This window comes from Pseudomonas sp. S2_E02 (assembly GCF_054668355.1).
Window position 1 is genome coordinate 833992 of record NZ_CP162761.1, and the last position, 19304, is coordinate 853295.

15 protein-coding genes and 1 pseudogene are annotated in these 19304 nt (G+C 58.0%); 7 read left to right on the forward strand and 9 right to left on the reverse strand.

The window, feature by feature from the left end; genetic code table 11:
* Positions 1-157: 157 nt before the first annotated feature.
* From gabP to AB4O01_RS03710, 3 genes are all read left to right on the forward strand, one after another.
* Positions 158-1558 carry a GABA permease gene (gene gabP, locus AB4O01_RS03700; RefSeq protein ID WP_460090721.1) on the forward strand — a complete coding sequence of 467 codons (1401 nt, stop codon included), beginning with the start codon at positions 158-160 and terminating at the stop codon, positions 1556-1558.
* 87 nt (positions 1559-1645) lie between these two features.
* Positions 1646-2746, forward strand: coding sequence for a choline metabolism transcriptional regulator GbdR (gbdR, locus tag AB4O01_RS03705; RefSeq protein ID WP_257358429.1), 1101 nt, complete (start codon positions 1646-1648; stop codon positions 2744-2746).
* Between the two features lie 134 nt (positions 2747-2880).
* Positions 2881-3294: a PaaI family thioesterase gene (locus AB4O01_RS03710; RefSeq protein WP_095049916.1), complete on the forward strand. Its 414-nt coding sequence runs from the start codon at positions 2881-2883 to the stop codon at positions 3292-3294.
* Positions 3295-3427: 133 nt separating this feature from the next.
* Here AB4O01_RS03710 and AB4O01_RS03715 read toward each other — a convergent pair whose 3' ends face one another.
* Positions 3428-3871 (reverse strand): GNAT family acetyltransferase, encoded by a 444-nt coding sequence (locus tag AB4O01_RS03715; protein ID WP_186624211.1) that lies wholly within the window; start codon positions 3869-3871, stop codon positions 3428-3430.
* 106 nt (positions 3872-3977) lie between these two features.
* Positions 3978-4379 carry a hypothetical protein gene (locus tag AB4O01_RS03720; RefSeq protein WP_460090723.1) on the reverse strand — a complete coding sequence of 134 codons (402 nt, stop codon included), beginning with the start codon at positions 4377-4379 and terminating at the stop codon, positions 3978-3980.
* Between the two features lie 401 nt (positions 4380-4780).
* Here AB4O01_RS03720 and AB4O01_RS03725 point away from each other — a divergent pair, with 401 nt between their 5' ends.
* Positions 4781-7864 carry an autotransporter outer membrane beta-barrel domain-containing protein gene (locus AB4O01_RS03725; RefSeq protein ID WP_460090724.1) on the forward strand — a complete coding sequence of 1028 codons (3084 nt, stop codon included), beginning with the start codon at positions 4781-4783 and terminating at the stop codon, positions 7862-7864.
* Between the two features lie 284 nt (positions 7865-8148).
* Here the strand turns inward: AB4O01_RS03725 and AB4O01_RS03730 are convergent, their stop codons facing one another.
* Positions 8149-10008, reverse strand: coding sequence for an ABC transporter ATP-binding protein (locus tag AB4O01_RS03730; protein WP_116255724.1), 1860 nt, complete (start codon positions 10006-10008; stop codon positions 8149-8151).
* 235 nt (positions 10009-10243) lie between these two features.
* On the opposite strand from AB4O01_RS03730, the gene AB4O01_RS03735 reads away from it, so the two are divergent.
* Positions 10244-10438: a hypothetical protein gene (locus AB4O01_RS03735; RefSeq protein ID WP_095049919.1), complete on the forward strand. Its 195-nt coding sequence runs from the start codon at positions 10244-10246 to the stop codon at positions 10436-10438.
* A gap of 55 nt (positions 10439-10493) precedes the next feature.
* Here the strand turns inward: AB4O01_RS03735 and AB4O01_RS03740 are convergent, their stop codons facing one another.
* From AB4O01_RS03740 to tspO, 4 genes are all read right to left on the reverse strand, one after another.
* Positions 10494-10904 carry a hypothetical protein gene (locus AB4O01_RS03740; RefSeq protein WP_095049920.1) on the reverse strand — a complete coding sequence of 137 codons (411 nt, stop codon included), beginning with the start codon at positions 10902-10904 and terminating at the stop codon, positions 10494-10496.
* 77 nt (positions 10905-10981) lie between these two features.
* Positions 10982-11608, reverse strand: coding sequence for a DUF3885 domain-containing protein (locus AB4O01_RS03745; RefSeq protein ID WP_414925870.1), 627 nt, complete (start codon positions 11606-11608; stop codon positions 10982-10984).
* 93 nt (positions 11609-11701) lie between these two features.
* Entirely contained in the window at positions 11702-12703 is a 1002-nt protein-coding gene (locus AB4O01_RS03750) for an alpha/beta hydrolase (RefSeq protein WP_095049922.1), read from the reverse strand.
* Entirely contained in the window at positions 12703-13143 is a 441-nt protein-coding gene (tspO, locus tag AB4O01_RS03755; protein ID WP_095049923.1) for a tryptophan-rich sensory protein TspO, read from the reverse strand. Before tspO ends, AB4O01_RS03750 begins: the two co-directional genes overlap by 1 nt.
* Before the next feature lie 142 nt (positions 13144-13285).
* On the opposite strand from tspO, the gene AB4O01_RS03760 reads away from it, so the two are divergent.
* Positions 13286-13552: a hypothetical protein gene (locus AB4O01_RS03760; protein ID WP_257354755.1), complete on the forward strand. Its 267-nt coding sequence runs from the start codon at positions 13286-13288 to the stop codon at positions 13550-13552.
* A gap of 63 nt (positions 13553-13615) precedes the next feature.
* Here AB4O01_RS03760 and AB4O01_RS03765 read toward each other — a convergent pair whose 3' ends face one another.
* Entirely contained in the window at positions 13616-15127 is a 1512-nt protein-coding gene (locus tag AB4O01_RS03765) for an EAL domain-containing protein (RefSeq protein WP_460090725.1), read from the reverse strand.
* A gap of 688 nt (positions 15128-15815) precedes the next feature.
* On the opposite strand from AB4O01_RS03765, the pseudogene AB4O01_RS03770 reads away from it, so the two are divergent.
* Positions 15816-17719 (forward strand): annotated as a pseudogene (locus AB4O01_RS03770) (tyrosine-protein phosphatase).
* 353 nt (positions 17720-18072) lie between these two features.
* On the opposite strand, the gene AB4O01_RS03775 reads toward AB4O01_RS03770, so the two are convergent.
* A complete protein-coding gene (locus AB4O01_RS03775) occupies positions 18073-19044 on the reverse strand; it encodes an AraC family transcriptional regulator (protein ID WP_460090726.1) in 972 nt (323 codons plus the stop codon).
* Positions 19045-19304 lie beyond the last annotated feature (260 nt).

The following is a 19304-nucleotide window of genomic DNA, read 5'->3' on the forward strand; positions in this document are numbered from 1 at the left end:
CGTCTTCACATCAAAATAATCCCATCCAGATCATGGGGTTGATAAGAACTGCGGCGGTTGAAGGGGGCTTCTTTCGGGGGGCTCGGCAGGCAACGACAGTGCTCGATTGCCTTGGTCAACTCGCTAGAATGTCGTTCAGCAGAGAATAAAAAAACCAATGATCAGCCCGAACTCAACGGATTCGAGTAGCCAATTGGCGCAGGGCTTCAAGCCTCGTCACGTCACTATGTTGTCCATTGCCGGGATTATCGGCGCCGGATTGTTCGTAGGTTCAGGACATGCCATTGCGGCGGCGGGGCCGGCGGTTCTGCTGGCTTATCTGTTCTCCGGTTTGCTCGTTGTGCTGGTCATGCGCATGCTCGGTGAGATGGCGGTGGCTAACCCCGACACTGGCTCGTTCTCGACCTATGCCGATCAAGCCATCGGACGCTGGGCCGGCTTCACTATCGGCTGGTTGTACTGGTGGTTCTGGGTTCTGGTGATTCCTATCGAAGCGCTCGCCGCCGGGCATGTGCTGAATCAGTGGTTTCCGCAGGTCGATGCCTGGCTGTTCGCGTTGGGCTCGATCATTGCGCTGGTGGTGACCAACCTGTTCAGCGTGTCCAAGTACGGTGAATTCGAGTTCTGGTTCGCCATGGCCAAGGTCGTGGCGATCATTGGTTTTATCGGTGTTGGTTTTGCCGTGTTGATGGGCTGGATTCCCGACAGAGAAGTCAGCGGTTTGAGCGGGCTGATGGCCGAGCACGGTGGGTTTGCACCCAACGGCTTGTCAGCGGTGGTCGGTGCGTTCATCACCATCATGTTCAGCTTTATCGGTACCGAAGCGGTGACCATCGCCGCCGCCGAATCGAATGACCCGTCGCGAAACATTGCCAAGGCCACCCGTTCGGTGATCTGGCGTATCGGCGTGTTTTACCTGCTGTCGATCTTCGTGGTGATCTCCGTGGTGCCCTGGAATGATCCGTTGCTGGCCTCGGTCGGCTCTTATCAGCGCGCTCTGGAAATCATGAACATTCCCCACGCCAAGTTCATGGTCGACGTCGTCGTGCTGATTGCCGTGGCCAGTTGCATGAACTCCTCGATCTACATTGCTTCGCGGATGCTGTACTCGCTGGGCCGGCGTGGCGATGCGCCGAAAGCGCTGAAGGCGACCTCTTCCGAAGGTGTGCCGCGCGCAGCGGTTATCGCCAGCACCGTGCTCGGTGCGTCGATCACTGTGTGGAGCTACTTCATGCCTGCCGGGCTGTTTGAATTCCTACTGGCCAGCTCCGGAGCGATTGCCCTGTTGGTGTACCTCGCCATCGCGGTGTCGCAGTTGCGCATGCGGCGGATATTGCAACAGCGCAACGTCGAGCTGACCTTCCGCATGTGGCTGTTCCCCTGGTTGACGTGGCTGGTGATCGTATTCATCTGCGCCGCGCTGGCGGTGATGATGATCACCCCGCAACACCGCACTGAAGTCACGACAACCATTGGCCTGGCGCTGGCGATTTCCTTCATTGGCCTGTTGACGTCGCGTCATCCCGCGCCGACGGCGAGGGTCACATCGGTGGGGTAGGCGTTTGCGCCGAACCTGATACTCCCTCCACGTATGTCGGAGGGAATGGCGGACGCCTGCGTCGCGACCGATTTTTATGAGGCCATGATGTCATCGATCCCCTCCGTAGCCGACGGTGCAACCCAATCCATAGGGTTTCTGCTGTTGGACAAATTTACCCTGATGTCATTGGCGTCCGCCGTCGAGCCATTGCGCATGGCCAATCAACTGACGGGGCGAACTTTGTATCGCTGGCATACGTTCAGCCCCAATGGCGCGGCGGTCTGGGCCAGCGATGGCGTGCCAATCACCCCGGATGGGTCGTGGAGCAATCCCTCCGTGGCGGACACGGTTATCGTCTGCGGTGGCGTCGGCATCCAGAGCGCAATTACCCGCGAGCACACGACATGGCTGCAAGCCCTGGCGCGACAGTCCAAGCGCTTGGGCGGGGTGTGCACCGGTAGCTGGGCGCTCGCCAAAGCCGGGTTGCTCGACGGCTACGAGTGCAGCGTGCACTGGGAATTTCTGGCGGCGATGCAGGAAGCTTTTCCGCGCGTCAATGTCAGCACCAGTCTGTTTACCCTCGACCGCAACCGCTTCACCAGCTCCGGCGGCACCGCGCCGCTGGACATGATGCTGCACCTGATTGCGCGCGATCATGGTCGTGAACTGGCCACCGCCATCTCCGAGATGTTCGTCTACGAACGCATCCGCAATGAGCAGGATCACCAACGCGTACCGCTCAAGCATGTGGTCGGCACGCATCAGCCCAAGTTGCAAGAAGTGGTGGCGTTGATGGAGGCCAATCTTGAGGAGCCGATCGACCTGGATAACCTGGCCGAATACGTCGACCTGTCACGTCGACAGCTGGAGCGGCTGTTTCAGAAATACCTGCAATGCACGCCGTCGCGCTACTACTTGCGGTTGCGGCTGATTCGCGCACGACAACTGCTCAAGCAGACGTCCCTGTCGATCGTTGAGCTGGCGTACGTGTGCGGTTTCGTCTCAACACCGCATTTCTCCAAATGCTACCGCGAGCACTTTGGCGTGCCGCCGAGTGATGAGCGCTCCGGCTCTGAGATGAGTCGCAAACCGGTAGCGCAGCCGTCAACAATCAAACCGCTGACGACGCTCGACCAAGCGCGCAACGAATCGACGTTTGCCAGTGTTCGAATGATGGAACGTGGCGATCTGGCGTCCACGGGATGATCGGTCGGTCCTGCTTCGACAGTTGATCACTGGAGATTCCGCATCCGTATAGTTCTTGCCCCATCAGACGATTGCCAATAAACCCTCCCATTAAGGTCAATGAAGCCGGTGAGTCACCGGCACCAGGAGGGACCATGGACGCCATCGCAATTCCTGAAGGTTTCACCGCGTTTACCCGCAGCAGCCCGTTGCTTGATTTGCTGGGCCCGATCTACGCGAGGGGCAGCGGGCTGCAACTGGAACTGGGTTTGTTAACCGACTCACGCCATGCCAATGGCCGTGGCACCTTGCATGGCGGCGTATTGGCGACGTTGGCCGATGTCGGGATGGGTTACGCCATGGCGTTTTCCAGCGACCCTCCACAGCCATTGATCACGGCGAGCATGACCCTGGATTATCTCGGCGCCGTGCAGATGAACGAGTGGCTGGAAGTGCGTTTGGAGTATTCGAAAAAAGGCCGGCAACTGGCGTTTGCTGCTGTCAGTTTGCATGTTGGGGAGCGCACGGTGGCGCGGGCCAGTGCGGTGTTTGCGGTGCCAATGGGTTGAAAATGTGTGTTCATCAAGCGGTGGATCATCGATGGACTGCGTCTTGGGCAATAGCGGGTGAGTGTTTGCATGTCTTGGATGAGGCGATATCCGCTCACGAACGACTGCTGTCGGCCAGTGGACGCTCTCTAAACTACCGCCCGGGCGTTGCGATATTCGAATCGACCTTTTTCCCCATGCTGATGCGCGGTTCGGTCGAGTAGCCAAGAGATTCGTAGAAGGTTTTAACGCTTTCATTGGTGTTGACGATTTGCAAATTGATTTTCATGCAGCCGCGCAAGGTCAAGGCGCGCTCAGCATGATTAACGAGTTGTGCGCCCAAACCCTTTCTGCGATGTGCAGGGTGCACAGCAACTGAATATAACCAACCACGATGACCGTCATATCCCGCGAGAACGGTGCCTATTACTTCATTTCCGGACAGCGCGACAAAGAAGAGGCCGTCCTTGACGGCCAGCTTCTTATCGATAGCCAGGCTCGGCGTGTTGTGCGCGGTTTCGTAACCGAAAACGGTTTCCCATAGCGCCATGACAGGCATTCGATGGTGTTCGTTTGAGTAATCGGCAATAACATCCATGGAGCAGCCTCTTAGTTAAAGAGCGACCCTAACTCCCTGTAAAGGTCTGTGTCCACTGGACGACTGCTGCCGATTGCAGTCTCCGCTGCCGACCAATCGCGAACGCTTAATTCAGATTTTCAGATCCTCCTGATGCTATTGCCAGGATTGCGCCATATGCGCCTTCCTCAGGGACATAGGAAACAAATCTTTCACTGTCATCTTTTTGCACCCAAAGGCGTCCACAGTTCTGGCACTCGTAGGCACTCGACATTCGGCGAATGTAGAGGCTGGATATCCGGTCTTGTAGCTTGTCAGCAGCGCTGAACCAGGGTGAAAACTCGCCAAATGCATCGGCGATCGCAGCCTTGTCTCCGGACTCCGCAGCCTCTACCAGGGGTTTGAGTTCACGGTGCACCTCATCCCAAAATTCATTTTCTACCTCGTCGCGAAGCAGGCTCGCCTTATAGGGCAAGCCGTCGGTCTGATCGGTAATCACATGGCCACATGTGCAACCCAATTTACTCATTTTCGGTTCATCAACCTGATGTTCGATCACTCATTAAATGGCGGACAACTCTTTGTTACAACTCCTAATTGATCGTCCGCTTCTGGCCGATAGCAGTCACCCACAAGCTACTGCTTCCAACCAGCCCCACACCCTCAAGCCTGATCCATCGTCGCCGATCACCAAGGGCTGGAAACAACCAATACTGGCCACTCGATTCCGCTAGGTTCATCTGGAAGTAGACGGTGATACGAGTTGCTGAGTGCCAAAAAGATCAGCTCACTCGTAGGAAAAGTCCTACATTTCCGTCGGAAAAGCCTGAATTTTTGCCGCTAAATTTCCTGTTCAAATTTCTCCTCAGTGACTTTCGAGCGCCGGCTTGTTTAAGCCTGTCCTGAAAAAAATCCATGAATGAGAGATTTATGAACAGCATCTACCGAACTATATGGAATCGCACGTGCACCTATTTTACGGTGCCGTCGGAGTCGGCGTCTGGCGTATTAAAATCGCGAAACAGCGTTGCGCGCTTAACTTCAAGAGCCCCGGCTTTTCCCTTGAGCACGTTGTCTGCCAGCTTGTTGTTGGCCTTTTCCAGCATGGGGCACGCCACTGGTGTGCTCGTCGACGGTACGATCTATAACGGTACCGGGAAAATGGTGACATCAGGTGACAACAACCCTGCATTGCGGGTTATGAATGTCGGTGATGCGACTTGGAGCAACGGTATTCTCAGCACTTCAGGCACTGGCTTGGGCGCTGTGCTGGTAGAAACCAGCTCCACGCTGAACTTGATCGGCATGACCGTGAATTCCCTCATGGCCAATACGCCTGGGTTGGTGGCGTCTGGTGGCTCTAAGGTAAACCTTCAAAACACCGAGGTCGCTACACTGGGCAACAGCGTCGCGTTGGATATCAAAGAAGCAAGCCAGCTAAGTGGTAACAATGTGCAGATCAATAGCACAGGTTCGGGCCTGCTCGTGACGAATGCGACGGCTGATGTCAGCAATCTCGATATCGTTACCCTCGGAGCCAACGGGTATGGAATTGCAACAACGGGGACCAGCAACGTCAACGTTCGCGGAGGCTCCATTAAAACCACCAATAGCAGGGGCTATGGAATATACGCCACCGCAGGCGGGACGGTGTCGGCGGACAATATTGCGATCAGTACTTCGGGGGACAACAGTCGTGGAGCGCTGGCCTCAGGAGAGGGTGCTCACATAAGTCTGGACGGCGGCAGCATAACCACTACCGGATCAGGGTACGCCTATGGTGCTCAGGCATCCCAAGGGGCGACCGTTGATGTCAAGAACATGGACATCAACTCTAACGCCGAAGCCGTATTTGCTGATGTTGGAGGGACGGTGAATGTTGAGTCGTCAAACCTGCACTCAACGGCCACTGCCATCTCGGCCAAACAGGGAGGTGTGGTCAATGCGAACAATGTGAAGATCACCAGCGACGGATCAGGACCTATGCTCCGGGCATCTGCAGGCTCAACCCTCAACTTGACTAACAGTGAAGTGGATTTAGGGGAACACGGCCTCTGGAGCAGCAAAATCGATGGCGGGAAAGCAACGTTCGATAATGTCCGCATCCACGGTGAGCACGGCGGCATCGGTCTCTACTCTGCATCTGGGGGTACTGTCATCGGTAAGAATGTCGATATCGCTCTCAATGGTAATGGCAGCTACGGTGTCTATGTAGGCACGGACGTCGGTTCATCGTTGAGCCTCGAAGACTCACGTGTTGTGGTCAATGGCACGACCGCTGTCGGGATCACCGCTCTGACATCCGGCCAGCATAGCGTTCATCTCAAAAACAGCCTGGTCAGCTCTAATGACTATGCCATCAAGGGAGGGGTTCTCGCCGGTGTTGATGTGACCGCTGACGGTTCAACGATTGAAGGCAACATCTTGATGGGCTCCCGTAGCGTGGAGACTAGCGGCAAGAAAATCGAACGTATGACACTGGCCGCCACCAATGGGTCGCGACTGAAAGGCGACGTGTCGATCGATCATGATCACACGCTAGACAGCAGCATCAACCTTGAAAATGGTTCGACCTGGCAAGGTGCAGCGCAATGGCTGGATAAACTGGGTGTAAACAGTGGAAGCGCCTGGACAATGACTGGCGACTCTTCGTTGGGTGCTCTTTCGTTGAACGACGGCCGTGTCAATTTCGACCACGCCAACGGCTTGTTCAAAACGCTGACGGTGGGCAATTTGAGCGGCAATGGCAGCTTCTTGCTCAACACTGACCTGGCAACGCTGCAAGGCGACTTGCTCAAGGTTGAAGGACAAGTTGACGGGGAGCACACGCTGGTCGTTGCCGATTCCGGCCACCAGGCCCAAGGTGGTGCACTGATGCTGGTGGATACCAACGGCGGCGCGGGCAAGTTCGATTTGTACGGCGGCAAAGTCGACGTGGGTGCCTTCCGTTATGGCCTCGAACAGCGTGGCGATGACTGGTACCTGGCTGGCACTGCACAGGATGCGGGCGGTGGCGAGGGGCCAGTGGGTGATACCGCTGGCGGCGCCGGAGACATCGTTGCGCCCATTGAACCTATTATCAGCAATCCTCAACCAGAGAACCTGAGTAAGGGCGCGAACGCTGCCATCGCTCAACAGGCGGCGGCCACGGGACTCATCGGTGCGCAGATGAATGCCTTGACCAAACGACTTGGCGAGTTGCGTATGGGCAATGATGAGGGCGGTCTGTGGACACGTGGCTTCGGCAAGGAGCAGCGCATCGATACAGGTTCCAGCCGTGCCTTTGAGCAGCAGGTCAACGGTTTCGAGATTGGCGCCGACAAGGCCATTCCTTTCTACAACGGCAAGCTGTACCTCGGCGGTATGGCCGGACAAGGTGAGGCTCGTCAGAACTTCGGCGAAGGCAGCAAAGGCCACATCGACAGCGCCATGCTCGGCACCTATGCAACCTACATCGACCAAAACGGCGTGTACGTTGACAGCGTGCTGAAATACACCCACTTGGACAACAAGGTCGATATCACCAGCAATATGGGCCAGAAGGTCGACGGTAAATACAAGAATCACGCAATTGCGGCGAGCGTAGAAGTTGGCAAGCAAATCGATCTTGGACAAGGCTGGTTCGTCGAACCACAACTGGAAGTGCAAGCATTCCGAGTGGGCAGTGGCGACTACACCGCAAGCAATGGCTTGAAAGTTGAGCAGGATGCCGTTACTTCTGTTCAGAGCCGAGTCGGCAGCCTGTTCGGTCGTAACATGAAGCTGGATAACGGTATGACTGTGCAGCCATACGCCAAAGCATCGTGGATTACCGAACATGCCGGTGACAGCCATGTGAGCGTCAACGACGTAAGTCTGGACAGCAAATTGCCAGGTTCGCGGGCCGAAATCGGTGGCGGGGCGATCCTGCAAACCGCCGAGAAGCACAAGTTCTTCATCGACGCGGAATACACCAAGGGCGATGGCATAGAACAGCCTTATTCGGTGAACCTCGGCTACCGCTACGCTTGGTAAAAGCCTCTCCTGAAGGCAGTTTCAGATAAACCGAACAGGACCCGGATCTTTGAATTCGGGTCTTGTTCGTTTGTATTTTTGTTGATGACAATCGGCAGGTTCATTTCGTTATTTCAAACAAGAAACGATTCCTTCCCAGAAAAGTAAGCGCACCTGAGGCAATTGGGGCAAATGACTAATATGCAATTGACGTTTTTGTTGGCCATTGGACGTTTAGACCACTTTCCGATAATGGCCGATAGCAGTCGCTCACAAGCGACTGCTCCCCACTCAGCCCCACACCCTCAAGCCTGATCCATCGCCGTCGCCACGCCCTGATCCTCACCGAGAAACCCACCACTCTGATGCTGCCAGAGCCGCGCATAAATACCGTTTCTGCTCAGCAACTCAGTGTGCGTCCCTTGCTCGATAATCCGCCCCTCATCCATGACAATCAGTCGATCCATCGCCGCAATCGTCGACAGCCGATGGGCAATGGCGATCACGGTTTTGCCTTGCATCATTTCATCGAGGCTTTCCTGGATGGCGACTTCGACTTCCGAGTCCAGCGCGCTGGTGGCTTCGTCGAGCAGCAGGATCGGCGCGTTCTTCAGCATCACTCGGGCGATGGCGATGCGTTGGCGCTGGCCGCCGGAGAGTTTGATGCCGCGCTCGCCAACCAGAGTGTCGTAGCCGCTGTGGCCTTGCTTGTCGCTCAGTTGGCTGATGAAGCCGTCGGCCTGCGCATTGGCGGCGGCGCGGCGGATATCTTCGTCGGTGGCGTCCGGGCGGCCGTAGGCGATGTTGTCGCGAATCGAGCGGTGCAGCAGCGACGTGTCTTGGGTGACCATGCCGATGGCGCTGCGCAGACTGTCTTGCGTCACGTGCGCGATGTTCTGGCCGTCGATGCGGATCTCACCGCTGTCGACATCATAGAAGCGCAGCAGCAGATTGATCAGCGTCGATTTGCCCGCACCGGAGCGGCCGACCAGGCCGATTTTCTCGCCAGCGCGGATGCTCAGGCTCAGGTTGTCGAGGACCTGACGTTCGCCGTTGTAGTTGAAATTCACCTTGTCGAACGTCACCGCGCCGCCCGCCGGCACCAGCACGCCGGCGTTCGGCGCGTCCTGCACTTTGGGGCCACGGGTGAGGGTGGCCATGCCGTCCTGCACGGTGCCGATGTTTTCGAACAGCGACGTCATCTGCCACATGATCCAGTGCGACATGCCGTTGATGCGCAGCGCCATGGCGGTGATCGCCGCCACTGCACCGGTGCCGACCTGACCCAGATGCCACAGCCACAGGGCATAGCCGCCGGCACCGATAATCAGCCCGACCACCAGCGCCTGATTGACGATTTCGAACTGGCTGACCAGACGCATCTGGCGGAACCCTGTGAGCTTGAAATCCTCCATCGCCGCGCGTGCGAAGTGCGCTTCACGCTTGGAGTGCGAGAACAGTTTTACCGTGGTGATGTTGGTGTAGGCGTCGGCAATGCGCCCGGTCATCGACGATCGCGCATCAGCCTGCTCCTGACCAACCTGGCCCAGACGCGGCACAAAGTACACCATCGCCAGCCCGAACAACGCGACCCAGATAATGAACGGCAGCATCAGTTTCAGGGCAAAGCCGCCGGCCAGGGCGATGATCGCAATGAAGTAAACGCCGATGCCCGGTGCGATTTCGATGAGGGTGAACAACACTTCGCGCACGGCCAGTGCGGTCTGCATGACCTTGGTCGTGACCCGCCCGGAGAACTCATCGGAAAAGAACGAAAGGCTTTGCCGCAGCATCAGCCGATGGAAGTCCCAGCGCAGCCGCAACGGCAGATTGATCGCGAGGATCTGGTGCTGAACCATGGTGCGCAGCGCCACCAGACCGATGCTGATAAACAGCACAATACCGATGCCCCACAGCACGCGACTTTCCTGCGCGTTGACTCCACCGCCGGCCTGCCACGTCGAGAGCAGATCCACGACCTGGCCGAGAAAAGAAAACAGCCAGGCTTCGTAGATCGACACGCCGGCACTGAGCAGCGCCAGCGCGAGGATATAACCGCGTGCACCGCGCGTGCAGGCCCAAAGGAACCGCATCAGGCCGACGGGCGGAGGCGGTGCTTCGTCGGGAGGAAATGGGTCGAGCCGTTGTTCAAACACGCGCAGCATTGTGGTCTCCGAAATCATCAGGGTCAGGGGATTCTGCCATTGAATGGCGGACTTGAGGGTTTGCATGTCACCGACTTGTCCCCACCCAGTGTTATCGCCCCGGGACACTGCGGCGGAGAACCCCACGGATTCCGGGGGCATGCCGATCAGCTAAGCTGTTTGCTCAGACGACTTGAGCAGCGCGCGATGCAGCGAACAAATCCGGTTTCATGTTGGGAGTCGATGGACAAAGGAAATGTTTAATTTCTTTTTGACGTTTTTGTTCGTGTTGATCCCCACGGCGTCGCTTTCGCTCGACAGTTATCTTCGCTACCGAGTGGCAAAAAACCAACCGGTGAGCAAGGCGTGGAAGGGCTGCAATCATTTGCTCTCCATCCTGTTGCTCATGCAGTTGCTGGGTTTGGCGCTGTACTTTTTCTACATCGCCTGAGCGCGGCGGTTGTCGGCCTTCCAGGGAGAGGAAACCTATGCCTGAAAACCGACACCTATCGTTGTGCAAGCACTTCCCGCCTGACCTGCAACGCAAGCACAGCAAAGCCTTTGCCAGTGCCGCGCTCGGAAGCCGAATAGTTCTGATGCGCCGAGACATCCTCCCATTGGCTTACGAACTCTACGTGTAGATGATCACTGTCGGTGTCAATTTGAAACGCTATGAACCGTTCCGCTTGATCGAGGATCAAGCCATACAGGCGTGGCATTCCGGGAAAGTCGACTTCAAGATCAAGTACGACGGTTTCTGACCAATCAACACCTTGGCGCTCGCCGAAACGTGTCAAGGCCTCGGGAATATTGGTATCACGCCAGAATCGAGCGGTTTCCTTCAGGCGATGGGCAGTCACCGTATTCTGTTCCTGCACATTGAGTTGCCGCTTCTTGAGCAGACGATCTATTTCCATATTGCGCCCCCAGTATTGCTCACGCCCAAAAGCTCCCTTTTTGGATTCGTCGCTGATGCCAGCGTCCGGTGTAGCGACTAACGCGCCCCTGCGAACGTGGAGTCCATGGCCGAGCGGTCATAGTCAAGCAGGTATTGATTGTGCCGCTCGTACAGTTGCGAAAGCAGCGGTGCATTAGGGCCGACGACATCCATGCCTCTGTCGTCGTAGGGAAAAACCATGACCTGTTTCGGCAGATTGAACAGATACACATCACAGTGGGGATTGGGCTCAATAGCGCCAAAATCTTTAGTCAACGCGCACCAGAGAAATGCTTGAAGGCTTGTGATCGGCGCTTCGAACGCGATGTTGATCCAGTACTCAGGCTCTTCTTCGCAATACCATTCTTCGACATCTATCTCCTCGCTCCAGATTGAGCGTTCAGGAGGAATATCAATGCCGGCAGATCGAAATGCCCGAATCGCGGCCCGATGAGTAAAGCCATGGTTGCCTGAGTGAGTGCGCAGACACGCCACAAACGTTGCCGCGTCAGAAAAGATATCGCTGCAGATCGTTGTCGATTTTCGTAGGGCGGTCAGGAACTGCTCAATGATCCCACCCGTTTCGGAGAGCTCGAAGCGCAGACCTCCGGGGCAGGAATAGAAAAGAGGTCGGGCAAAGGCTTTGCCTTGAAAAGTCCTCTCGATTTCATCTCGTAGGTTCACGTTATCCCTTCGTATTCATTAGCCTGTCTCCTCAACCAAGGAGTTGCGGACAGATCTTACTTTAACCCCGACTCTAGAGCTAAGTCGGTGGACTCAATGAGACGGTGCCGCTGCTGGCGTTTGTGGCGAACCAACGGCCTCGACGCGCGCCGAAATCCATTTCCGGCTGTAGGCCAGCACGCCTTGAGCGATTGCCGTGGGGAAGTGAATGAAACCGTGAGGCGAGGAGGGCAGCATGTACATTTCGACCGGGGCCGCTTGCGCCCAACGTTTGGCGATGTCGAGTGTGTCGTCGCGTAGCGGATCGAGTTCACCGGCAAACAGCAGCGCGGGCGGGAGGCCGCTGAAGTCGCCGTACAGCGGAGACAGCGATGGCTGACGGCGCTGCTCGTCGGTCAGTTCGGGTGTGAGCAAGCGCAACGCCTCGACCATGCCGGGGCCGTCCAGCACCAGTGTGTCCGCAGGCGCGTTGCGTACGCTTGGCGTTCCGGTGAGGTCGTAGACGCCGTAATACAGCAGTGCGCCGTTGATACGTTGCAGTAAATCGGGCCATTGCTTCAGCGCCAACAAGGTCGCCGCCGCCAGATGGCCGCCCGCCGATTCACCGACCACCACCACGGGCAGACCGGCAAATTCGGCATCACTCAATACTCCGCGCGTAGCGTTGAGGCAGTCTTGCAGCAGACCCTCAATCGGCGTCGAAACCGCTAATCGATAGTCGACCGAAACCACAGTCACTTCGCAGGTCTCAACAATGGCCGCGTTGAAGTTGTCGTCCATCTGCGCATTGCCGATCACCCAGCCGCCACCGTGAAAATCCAGCACCACGCCTTTCGCCGGGCCTTTAGGGCGGATGATGCGCACCGGTACGTTATCAATCAGCTTACGCTCAGCGGTCAGGCCAAGCTTGCGCAACGCGCCCGAGCCGCCAATCTGACTCGCGCGCAACAGCGCCTGAATCAAGCGTGGCGTCAGGCGGTTGCGGATCTTGAAACGCGGCAGCCAGGCCAGCTTCCTGTTGAAGGCGCGCACCTGCGCCAACTCGCGCTCGCCCTGCGGCCATGGCGTTGCACTGCCCCGATTGGCACTGGTCATCAGCGGTTCTTGATCAGGATGGAAAAGTTCAACGCCGCCGCCACGCACAGCCACGCCAGATAAGGAAACAGGATCAAGCCAGTGATCAGGTCCAGTTGTATCGCCAGCACCACCATCGCCGCGACCACCAGCCACAGCACGGTGAGAATCACCATCGCAGCCAGCACCTGATGCGCGCCGAAGAACACCGGCGTCCACAGCGTGTTCAACGCAATCTGCGCCGCCCACAACGCCAGCACGGTCTGGCTGCCGGGGATCAGGCTCAAGCGGTAACCGGCCCAGGCCAGCAGCAGATAGATAATCGTCCAGGCCACCGGGAACGCCCAATTGGGCGGGGTGAAACCGGGTTTGTTCAGCCCTTCGTACCACGGCCCTGGTTTGAACATCACGCCGGTGGCTGCCGCCGCAGCGCAGGCCAGAAGAAAAATGAAAAAGGTCATCGCCAGTCCTTGGCTGAAATCAGCCGGTTGGGGGTTTAAGAAAGGGACGCCTCGGCAAGGAAAAAGTTTGCCATGAATTCCAGATTGGTCAGAGAGGCGATTCAATTTGAACTAAAAACTGACCGTCACGTCAGGATAATCAGTGCCTTTTCCTACTGACGTGGATGACATCATGTACACCTATCACATCAAATATCTATTCAACGGCGAGCCTCGGACTTTTCTGCTTGAACTCAAGGAGCAGCAGTTGGCCAAGCACGCGGCTGCGATGCATCTGCTGGAACTGCATCTGGGCGATGCGGAAAACGGCTTGATCATGCCTACAGCGGATTCAACGCCCGAGCAGATTCTTGAACATGCCGAGCGAGTAGGGATTACGGAGATTGAGGTTTTCAGCCAGACCAACTGAAGCAGGCTGACGGCAAACCCATTGCGCGACCGAAGATGGGTTTGCCCGCGTGTTTATGCGCGCTTAAACCGGCATCGCTGCTTCCTGCGCATCGTGCTCCACTTGCGCGCACTCTCGATAGAACCGTAAAAACTCCTCCGCCGGCATCGCCTTGGCAAAAAGCCAACCCTGACCAAACTGCACACCCTGACCGCGCAAGTAATCGCGCTGCGCTTCGGTCTCGATACCTTCAGCAACGATCTGCAAACGTAAACTCTTGGCCATTTCGATGATGTGGCCGGTCACGGTGCCGGTCGCGGCATCCTGATCGATATTGTCGACGAACGACTTGTCGATCTTCAGCACATCCAGCGGCAGTTGCTGCAAATGCTGCAGGCTGGAAAACCCGGTGCCGAAATCATCGATAGCCGCCAGATAACCCAGCTCACGGGCGCGATTGACGGTGGCGCGGGCAGCATCAATCTCAACGAAGCCGCGCTCGGTGGCCTCCAGCCAGATCTGCTTTTGTTGCACGTCGGCGCGGCGTAACGCAGCGTCGAGTATCGGCAGAAAGCGGCCGCTGCTGACGTCTTTCGCCGCCAGGTTGATTGCCACGTGCAGACTGCGTTCCTTGACCAGCAGCGGACCGAGGTCGTCCATCACGTGGTCAATCACTTGATCGGTGATCGGCAGAATCAAACCGCTGTGCTCGGCCAGCGGAATAAACGCATCGGGGCACACCCGCGAGCCATCCGGATGCTGCCAGCGCACCAGTGCCTCAGCGCCAACGCAGGCACCGTCGCTGAGGCGGAGTATCGGTTGATAGTGAACAACGAACTCGCGATTGCGCACCGCCAGTTGCAGTTCCGCCAGCGGCGACAGACGTTGCCGGGTGCGGCGCACGATCAGCAACACCAGCACCCCGGCGAGCAAACCACCGATGGGCAACAGCAGTAACTCCCGGCGGATCAAGCCTTGCATCAGCTCATGGCGCGACAGCGCGGCGATGGCGACCCAGTCGCCGCTGTGCACGAGGGTGTAGAGGTAGCCGTCGGCAAGGCCCGAGTGCGGGCCGGAATGCACGCGAGCAAGAAAGTGTTCCGCGCCCGGGCGTGAGGTGCTGATCAATTGCCCGGACGCGGTGCCGACCGCCAGGTGCAAATCCTCATCAAGCATCACCTGCAAAAACTGCTCGGGATCGACCAGCACGTTGAACGCCGCGTACTGCAGCGCCATCATCGGTTTCGCCGCAACGATGCGCGACTGCACGCCGAGTGAAACGCGCACGCCGTCCGAGGTGGTGAAATCCTCGCGCCATGGCGTCGCGTGCTGCCCGACCGGGCCCCAGGAACCGCAGGCGTAAATCTCTTCTTCGACGTAGCCGATCGACTTCACCGAGAGGGTGTTGATGGTCAGCAGACGCATTTCGTCGATGCTTTCCGGCGTGCACGGCGCGAGACGCGATCCAGCGATGGATTTCAGTGCACCGGCCGCTTCACTGAAAGTCCCGTGGGCGCGACTGGAGGCGACGGAAGCGAGGGTTTCCAGGCGCTGTTGTGCCGCCGCCAGATTCAACATCCAGGCGACGTAACCCATCAAAAGGAGCGGAAGCAAGACACACGGAAGGCCTAGGAGAATGCTCCCCCAGACAATGCGTTTTTTGTTCATTTAGCGCCACCTTGGCCACAAGGCCTGTGACGTGCGCACAGCACGGCTGTTTTCAGCCCATTCAAAATACCGCCGCCGGGATCGGCGGATATTGTTGTAGATCAACTATTCCAATGCCGGCCTTCAATCCCTGTGGCTTGCTCCCACAGGTTTGTGGCAAACCACAGATCTCCAGTAGCCCAAAGAACCCTGTAGGAGTGAGCCTGCTCGCGATCGCGGTCTATCTGCCACATCATTGCTAAATGACCCACCGCTATCGCGAGCAGGCTCACTCCTACAAAATTTGTGTCAAATCCAGGATATCCAGCAATCCCGAGCTCCTACAGTTTTTGTGTGAAAACCGAGGTATCCAGCATCCCGAAGAACCCTGTGGGAGCGAGCTTGCTCGCGAAGGGGGCCTGTCAGCCAATATCACCTTAGCTGACCCTCCGCATTCGCGAGCAAGCTCGCTCCCACAGTGTCGCCGCTCAAACTCCACCATCCGACCCGATGGACAATTCACGCACCCCACGGCCCATTCGCGCAGGCATTTTCGCGCTACGCGAATTTGTCATATTTCGTGTCAATTCAGTGCAGATAGTAGGCAGCCCAACGCTAACCGAAATGAGGCTGCACCGTGTTTCAACGTCTTCTGTGTTCGCTGTCCGTACTGAGCCTGTCCATCGCCGCCGCCCATGCTGCCGAGGCTGTACCGCTCGACACGCCGCGCCTGCAAGGCATCGACAACTTCCGCGACGTCGCCGGCATCACCACCGCGTACACCACGGCCCACGACGGCACGATGCGCGCCGGGGTGTTCTACCGTTCCAACGCGCTGACGCCGACCGCCGCCGATCTGGCGATTCTCAACGGCCTCGGCATCAAAGCCGTTTACGACTTGCGTACCCCCAGCGAAATCGCCGCCACCCCCGACACCATGATCAGCGGCGCAACCTGGCAGAACATCGACATCATCGGCAGCACCACCTCCGGTTCGAATATCACCAACATCTCCTTCAAAAGCGCCGCCGACGCCATCGCCATGATGGAACAGACCAACCGCGCTTTCGTCAGTGACGCCGGCATGCGCGGCCAGTTCGGCAAGTTGTTCAATGAACTCGCCAGCGTCGACGCCGCGCAACTGTTCCACTGCACCGCCGGCAAGGACCGCACCGGCTGGACCGCCGCCGTGTTGCAGAGCATCGCCGGGGTCGACAACGCGACCATCATGGCCAATTACCTCGCCACCAACGACTACACCGCCGCCCGCGTCGCCGCCACGCTCAAAGCGCTGCCGCCGAGCATGGCCGCCATTTACGAGCCGCTGCTCGGCGTACAGGCCAGCTACCTGCAGGCCGGCCTCGACGAAGTCACCGCGCAATACGGCAGCATGGACAACTACCTCAAACAAGGCCTCGGCCTGTCGCAGGAAACCATCTATGTGCTGCGCGGCAAACTGGTCGAATACAACAGCCTGCCGGGTCAGGCCGGGCTGATCGGCAACGCCGCCGCTGGCGCCGAACTGCTCAGGCAATTGCAGAACACGAACCTGTCCGGCACCTACAGCGCCTACAACTACTACCTGCCGGCACCCTTGGCGGTGTCGAATCCCAGGTCGGCGGCCAGGTTCACGCCGACGCCGCCAGCTACTTGCTGCGGCAAAACGCGATGATCGAACAAGCCGCCGCGCCGTTTGCCAGCGGCACTGACCTCAAGGTCGGCCAATATCGCCTCTGGACCACCGCGCTCGCCGGCTACCTCGGCACCGACGGCTCGGCCCACGCCGAAAGCAGCAACGAACACAGCCAAGGCCTGATGGTCGGCATCACCCAGCGCTTCAGCGAACAATTCAGCGCACGCGGCGGCTTCGGCTACAGCAAAGGCACGGTTGGCGGCGCGGGTGGCGAAGCCGACACCGACTTCACCTTCCTCAACGTCGGCGCCCGCTACGGCTTCACCAGCCTCGAACAAGGCCTGTTTCTCGACGCTAACGCCAGCGCCGGCTACGTCGACTACGACAGCAAACGCGACCTCGGCGGTGGCCTCGGCACCGCGAAAGGCGACACTCATGGCAACCTCACCGGCGCCACCGTCGCCCTCGGCTACCGCGCCCCGGTCAACGGCATGACCTTCGAGCCGAGCCTGGGCTTCCGAGTCAGCCACCTCGACCTCAACGGCTTCAAAGAGAAGGGCAGCGAACTGTCCCTCGACGTCGACGACAACAGCGCCACCCGCCGCAGCGCCGTCGCCAACCTCAACGTAGGTTTCGCCCCGGTGACGATGGGCGCATGGCAACTGGTGCCGGGCGTACAAGTGGGTTACGAACGCACACTGGGCGACAACCAGGTCGACAGCCAAAGCCACCTGCTGGGCCTCGACATCGAACAACGCGCCGCGTTTGATAATCGCGACCAGTTCAGCGGCGGTGTGAATGTGATGGCCAGCCTCGGCGCCCTGAGCCTAGGCGCAGAAATCGGCGCCAATGGCGGCGGCGACAGCCACGGCTTCAACGGCGGTCTAAAAGCCAGCTACGCCTTCTAAAAGACACACGGGATCAAGGATGACCCCAATCCAACAAACACCGCAAAACCCAATGTGGGAGCGAGCCTGCTCGCGAAAGCGCCAGATCAGCCAACACCAACATCGACTGACCCACCGCCTTCGCGAGCAAGCTCGCTCCCACAGTTAGCTTTCCAGCTTATGAACCGATCAACCCTGTCCACGCAATCCAACTGCCAGTTTAGTGACGACCCAAATCCAGAAAACAACCCAAAACCAATGTGGGAGCGAGCTTGCTCGCGAAAGCGCCAGACCAGTCAACATCAACATCGACTGACCCACCGCCTTCGCGAGCAAGCTCGCTCCCACAGTCAGCTTTCCAACTTATGAACCGATCAATTCCGCCCGCGCAAATCCGCCGGACTCACCCCAAAAGCCCCCTGAAAATACTGACAAAACCGCCCCACATTACTAAACCCGAACCGCAACGCCACCTCGGTCACCGACCCCGAACCCCGCTGTTTCAACACCGCATAAGCCCGCTCCAGCCGCACCTGCCGCTGATACGCCACAATCGACATCCCGACAAACCGCCGAAATCCCTCCTGCAATGCGCGCTGACTGACATGGCTCAACCGCGCCAGATCCACGCCACTGACCAACTGCTCCGGATGCGCCTGAATAAACTCCACCGCCAACTTCACATGCCGTGGCGCAACCATCGGCGTCGGCCGCTGCAATGCCTCGGAAAAATTATGCGGCCACGCCTCCAGCACCGCATCAATCAACATCTCGCGCAACCGTGACGGCATCAATGTCCCGCTGTTTAGCAACAGATCAAACTCCGCCCCCGTCGCCAGATCAATCAACGCCCGAATCCCCTGAAACGCTGCGCTGTTCAGGTCCACGCTGGGTGCAAAAACGATCTTCTGCAGAATCGGTTTATCCAACAACACCGACAACCGCTCGGTGAGTTGATGACGATTGATCGACATGCCGTGATGCGCATGATCATCAACAAAGCGCATCGAACGAATATCGGCCTTATCAACCGCCAGGCCCACATGCGTCACACCGATGGACTCGGTCGCGTGATTGAAAACAATCTTGCCCGCCGTGGGGATCACAAACGTGATCTCATCCTGCGGATCGGGAAACGAAACGCTGAAATCGCCGTGGTAATGCATGCGCCGGAAACTGACGCCATCGTGCCGCCCGTAAACGCCGCCGATAATGATGTTCGACGGCAGCGGCGGGGTATCGGCATAGCGATTGCCGAAGAGCTTGGAGAACATCGCCCCGAAGTCATCGGAACGGAGATTGTCAGAGCGCAGGATGATCTGTTGGCGAACAGGAGTCGGAAACACCTTGGCGGCACCTTCGGTTGGGGGCTCTAGGACTGGGGTGTAGGGCAGGGCGCCGAGGAGATTAGCAGAGGCAATATGACGCGTTTGTGACAGCCAGAAACATGTCGTTACAGCGCCGCCCCACGTTTACGCAACGGGCACTCGGCAGGCCATGGCCGACATGGCAACCTGCTCGCAACTGTACTCAGCAAAAAAATCAAGGCACCGCGCCGAGCGCCCAGCCTTGTTTACCGACACCTGAAAGCATTCAAGTCAATTGG

What these genes read in the sequence shown, in the direction of transcription:
- gabP (WP_460090721.1), top strand. Translation starts at nt 158, where the DNA reads ATGATCAGCCCGAACTCAACGGATTCGAGTAGCCAATTGGCGCAGGGC.
- gbdR (WP_257358429.1), top strand. Translation starts at nt 1,646, where the DNA reads ATGTCATCGATCCCCTCCGTAGCCGACGGTGCAACCCAATCCATAGGG.
- AB4O01_RS03710 (WP_095049916.1), top strand. Translation starts at nt 2,881, where the DNA reads ATGGACGCCATCGCAATTCCTGAAGGTTTCACCGCGTTTACCCGCAGC.
- AB4O01_RS03715 (WP_186624211.1), bottom strand. Translation starts at nt 3,871, where the DNA reads ATGGATGTTATTGCCGATTACTCAAACGAACACCATCGAATGCCTGTC.
- AB4O01_RS03720 (WP_460090723.1), bottom strand. Translation starts at nt 4,379, where the DNA reads ATGAGTAAATTGGGTTGCACATGTGGCCATGTGATTACCGATCAGACC.
- AB4O01_RS03725 (WP_460090724.1), top strand. Translation starts at nt 4,781, where the DNA reads ATGAACAGCATCTACCGAACTATATGGAATCGCACGTGCACCTATTTT.
- AB4O01_RS03730 (WP_116255724.1), bottom strand. Translation starts at nt 10,008, where the DNA reads ATGCTGCGCGTGTTTGAACAACGGCTCGACCCATTTCCTCCCGACGAA.
- AB4O01_RS03735 (WP_095049919.1), top strand. Translation starts at nt 10,244, where the DNA reads ATGTTTAATTTCTTTTTGACGTTTTTGTTCGTGTTGATCCCCACGGCG.
- AB4O01_RS03740 (WP_095049920.1), bottom strand. Translation starts at nt 10,904, where the DNA reads ATGGAAATAGATCGTCTGCTCAAGAAGCGGCAACTCAATGTGCAGGAA.
- AB4O01_RS03750 (WP_095049922.1), bottom strand. Translation starts at nt 12,703, where the DNA reads ATGACCAGTGCCAATCGGGGCAGTGCAACGCCATGGCCGCAGGGCGAG.
- tspO (WP_095049923.1), bottom strand. Translation starts at nt 13,143, where the DNA reads ATGACCTTTTTCATTTTTCTTCTGGCCTGCGCTGCGGCGGCAGCCACC.
- AB4O01_RS03765 (WP_460090725.1), bottom strand. Translation starts at nt 15,127, where the DNA reads ATGGGTTACGTCGCCTGGATGTTGAATCTGGCGGCGGCACAACAGCGC.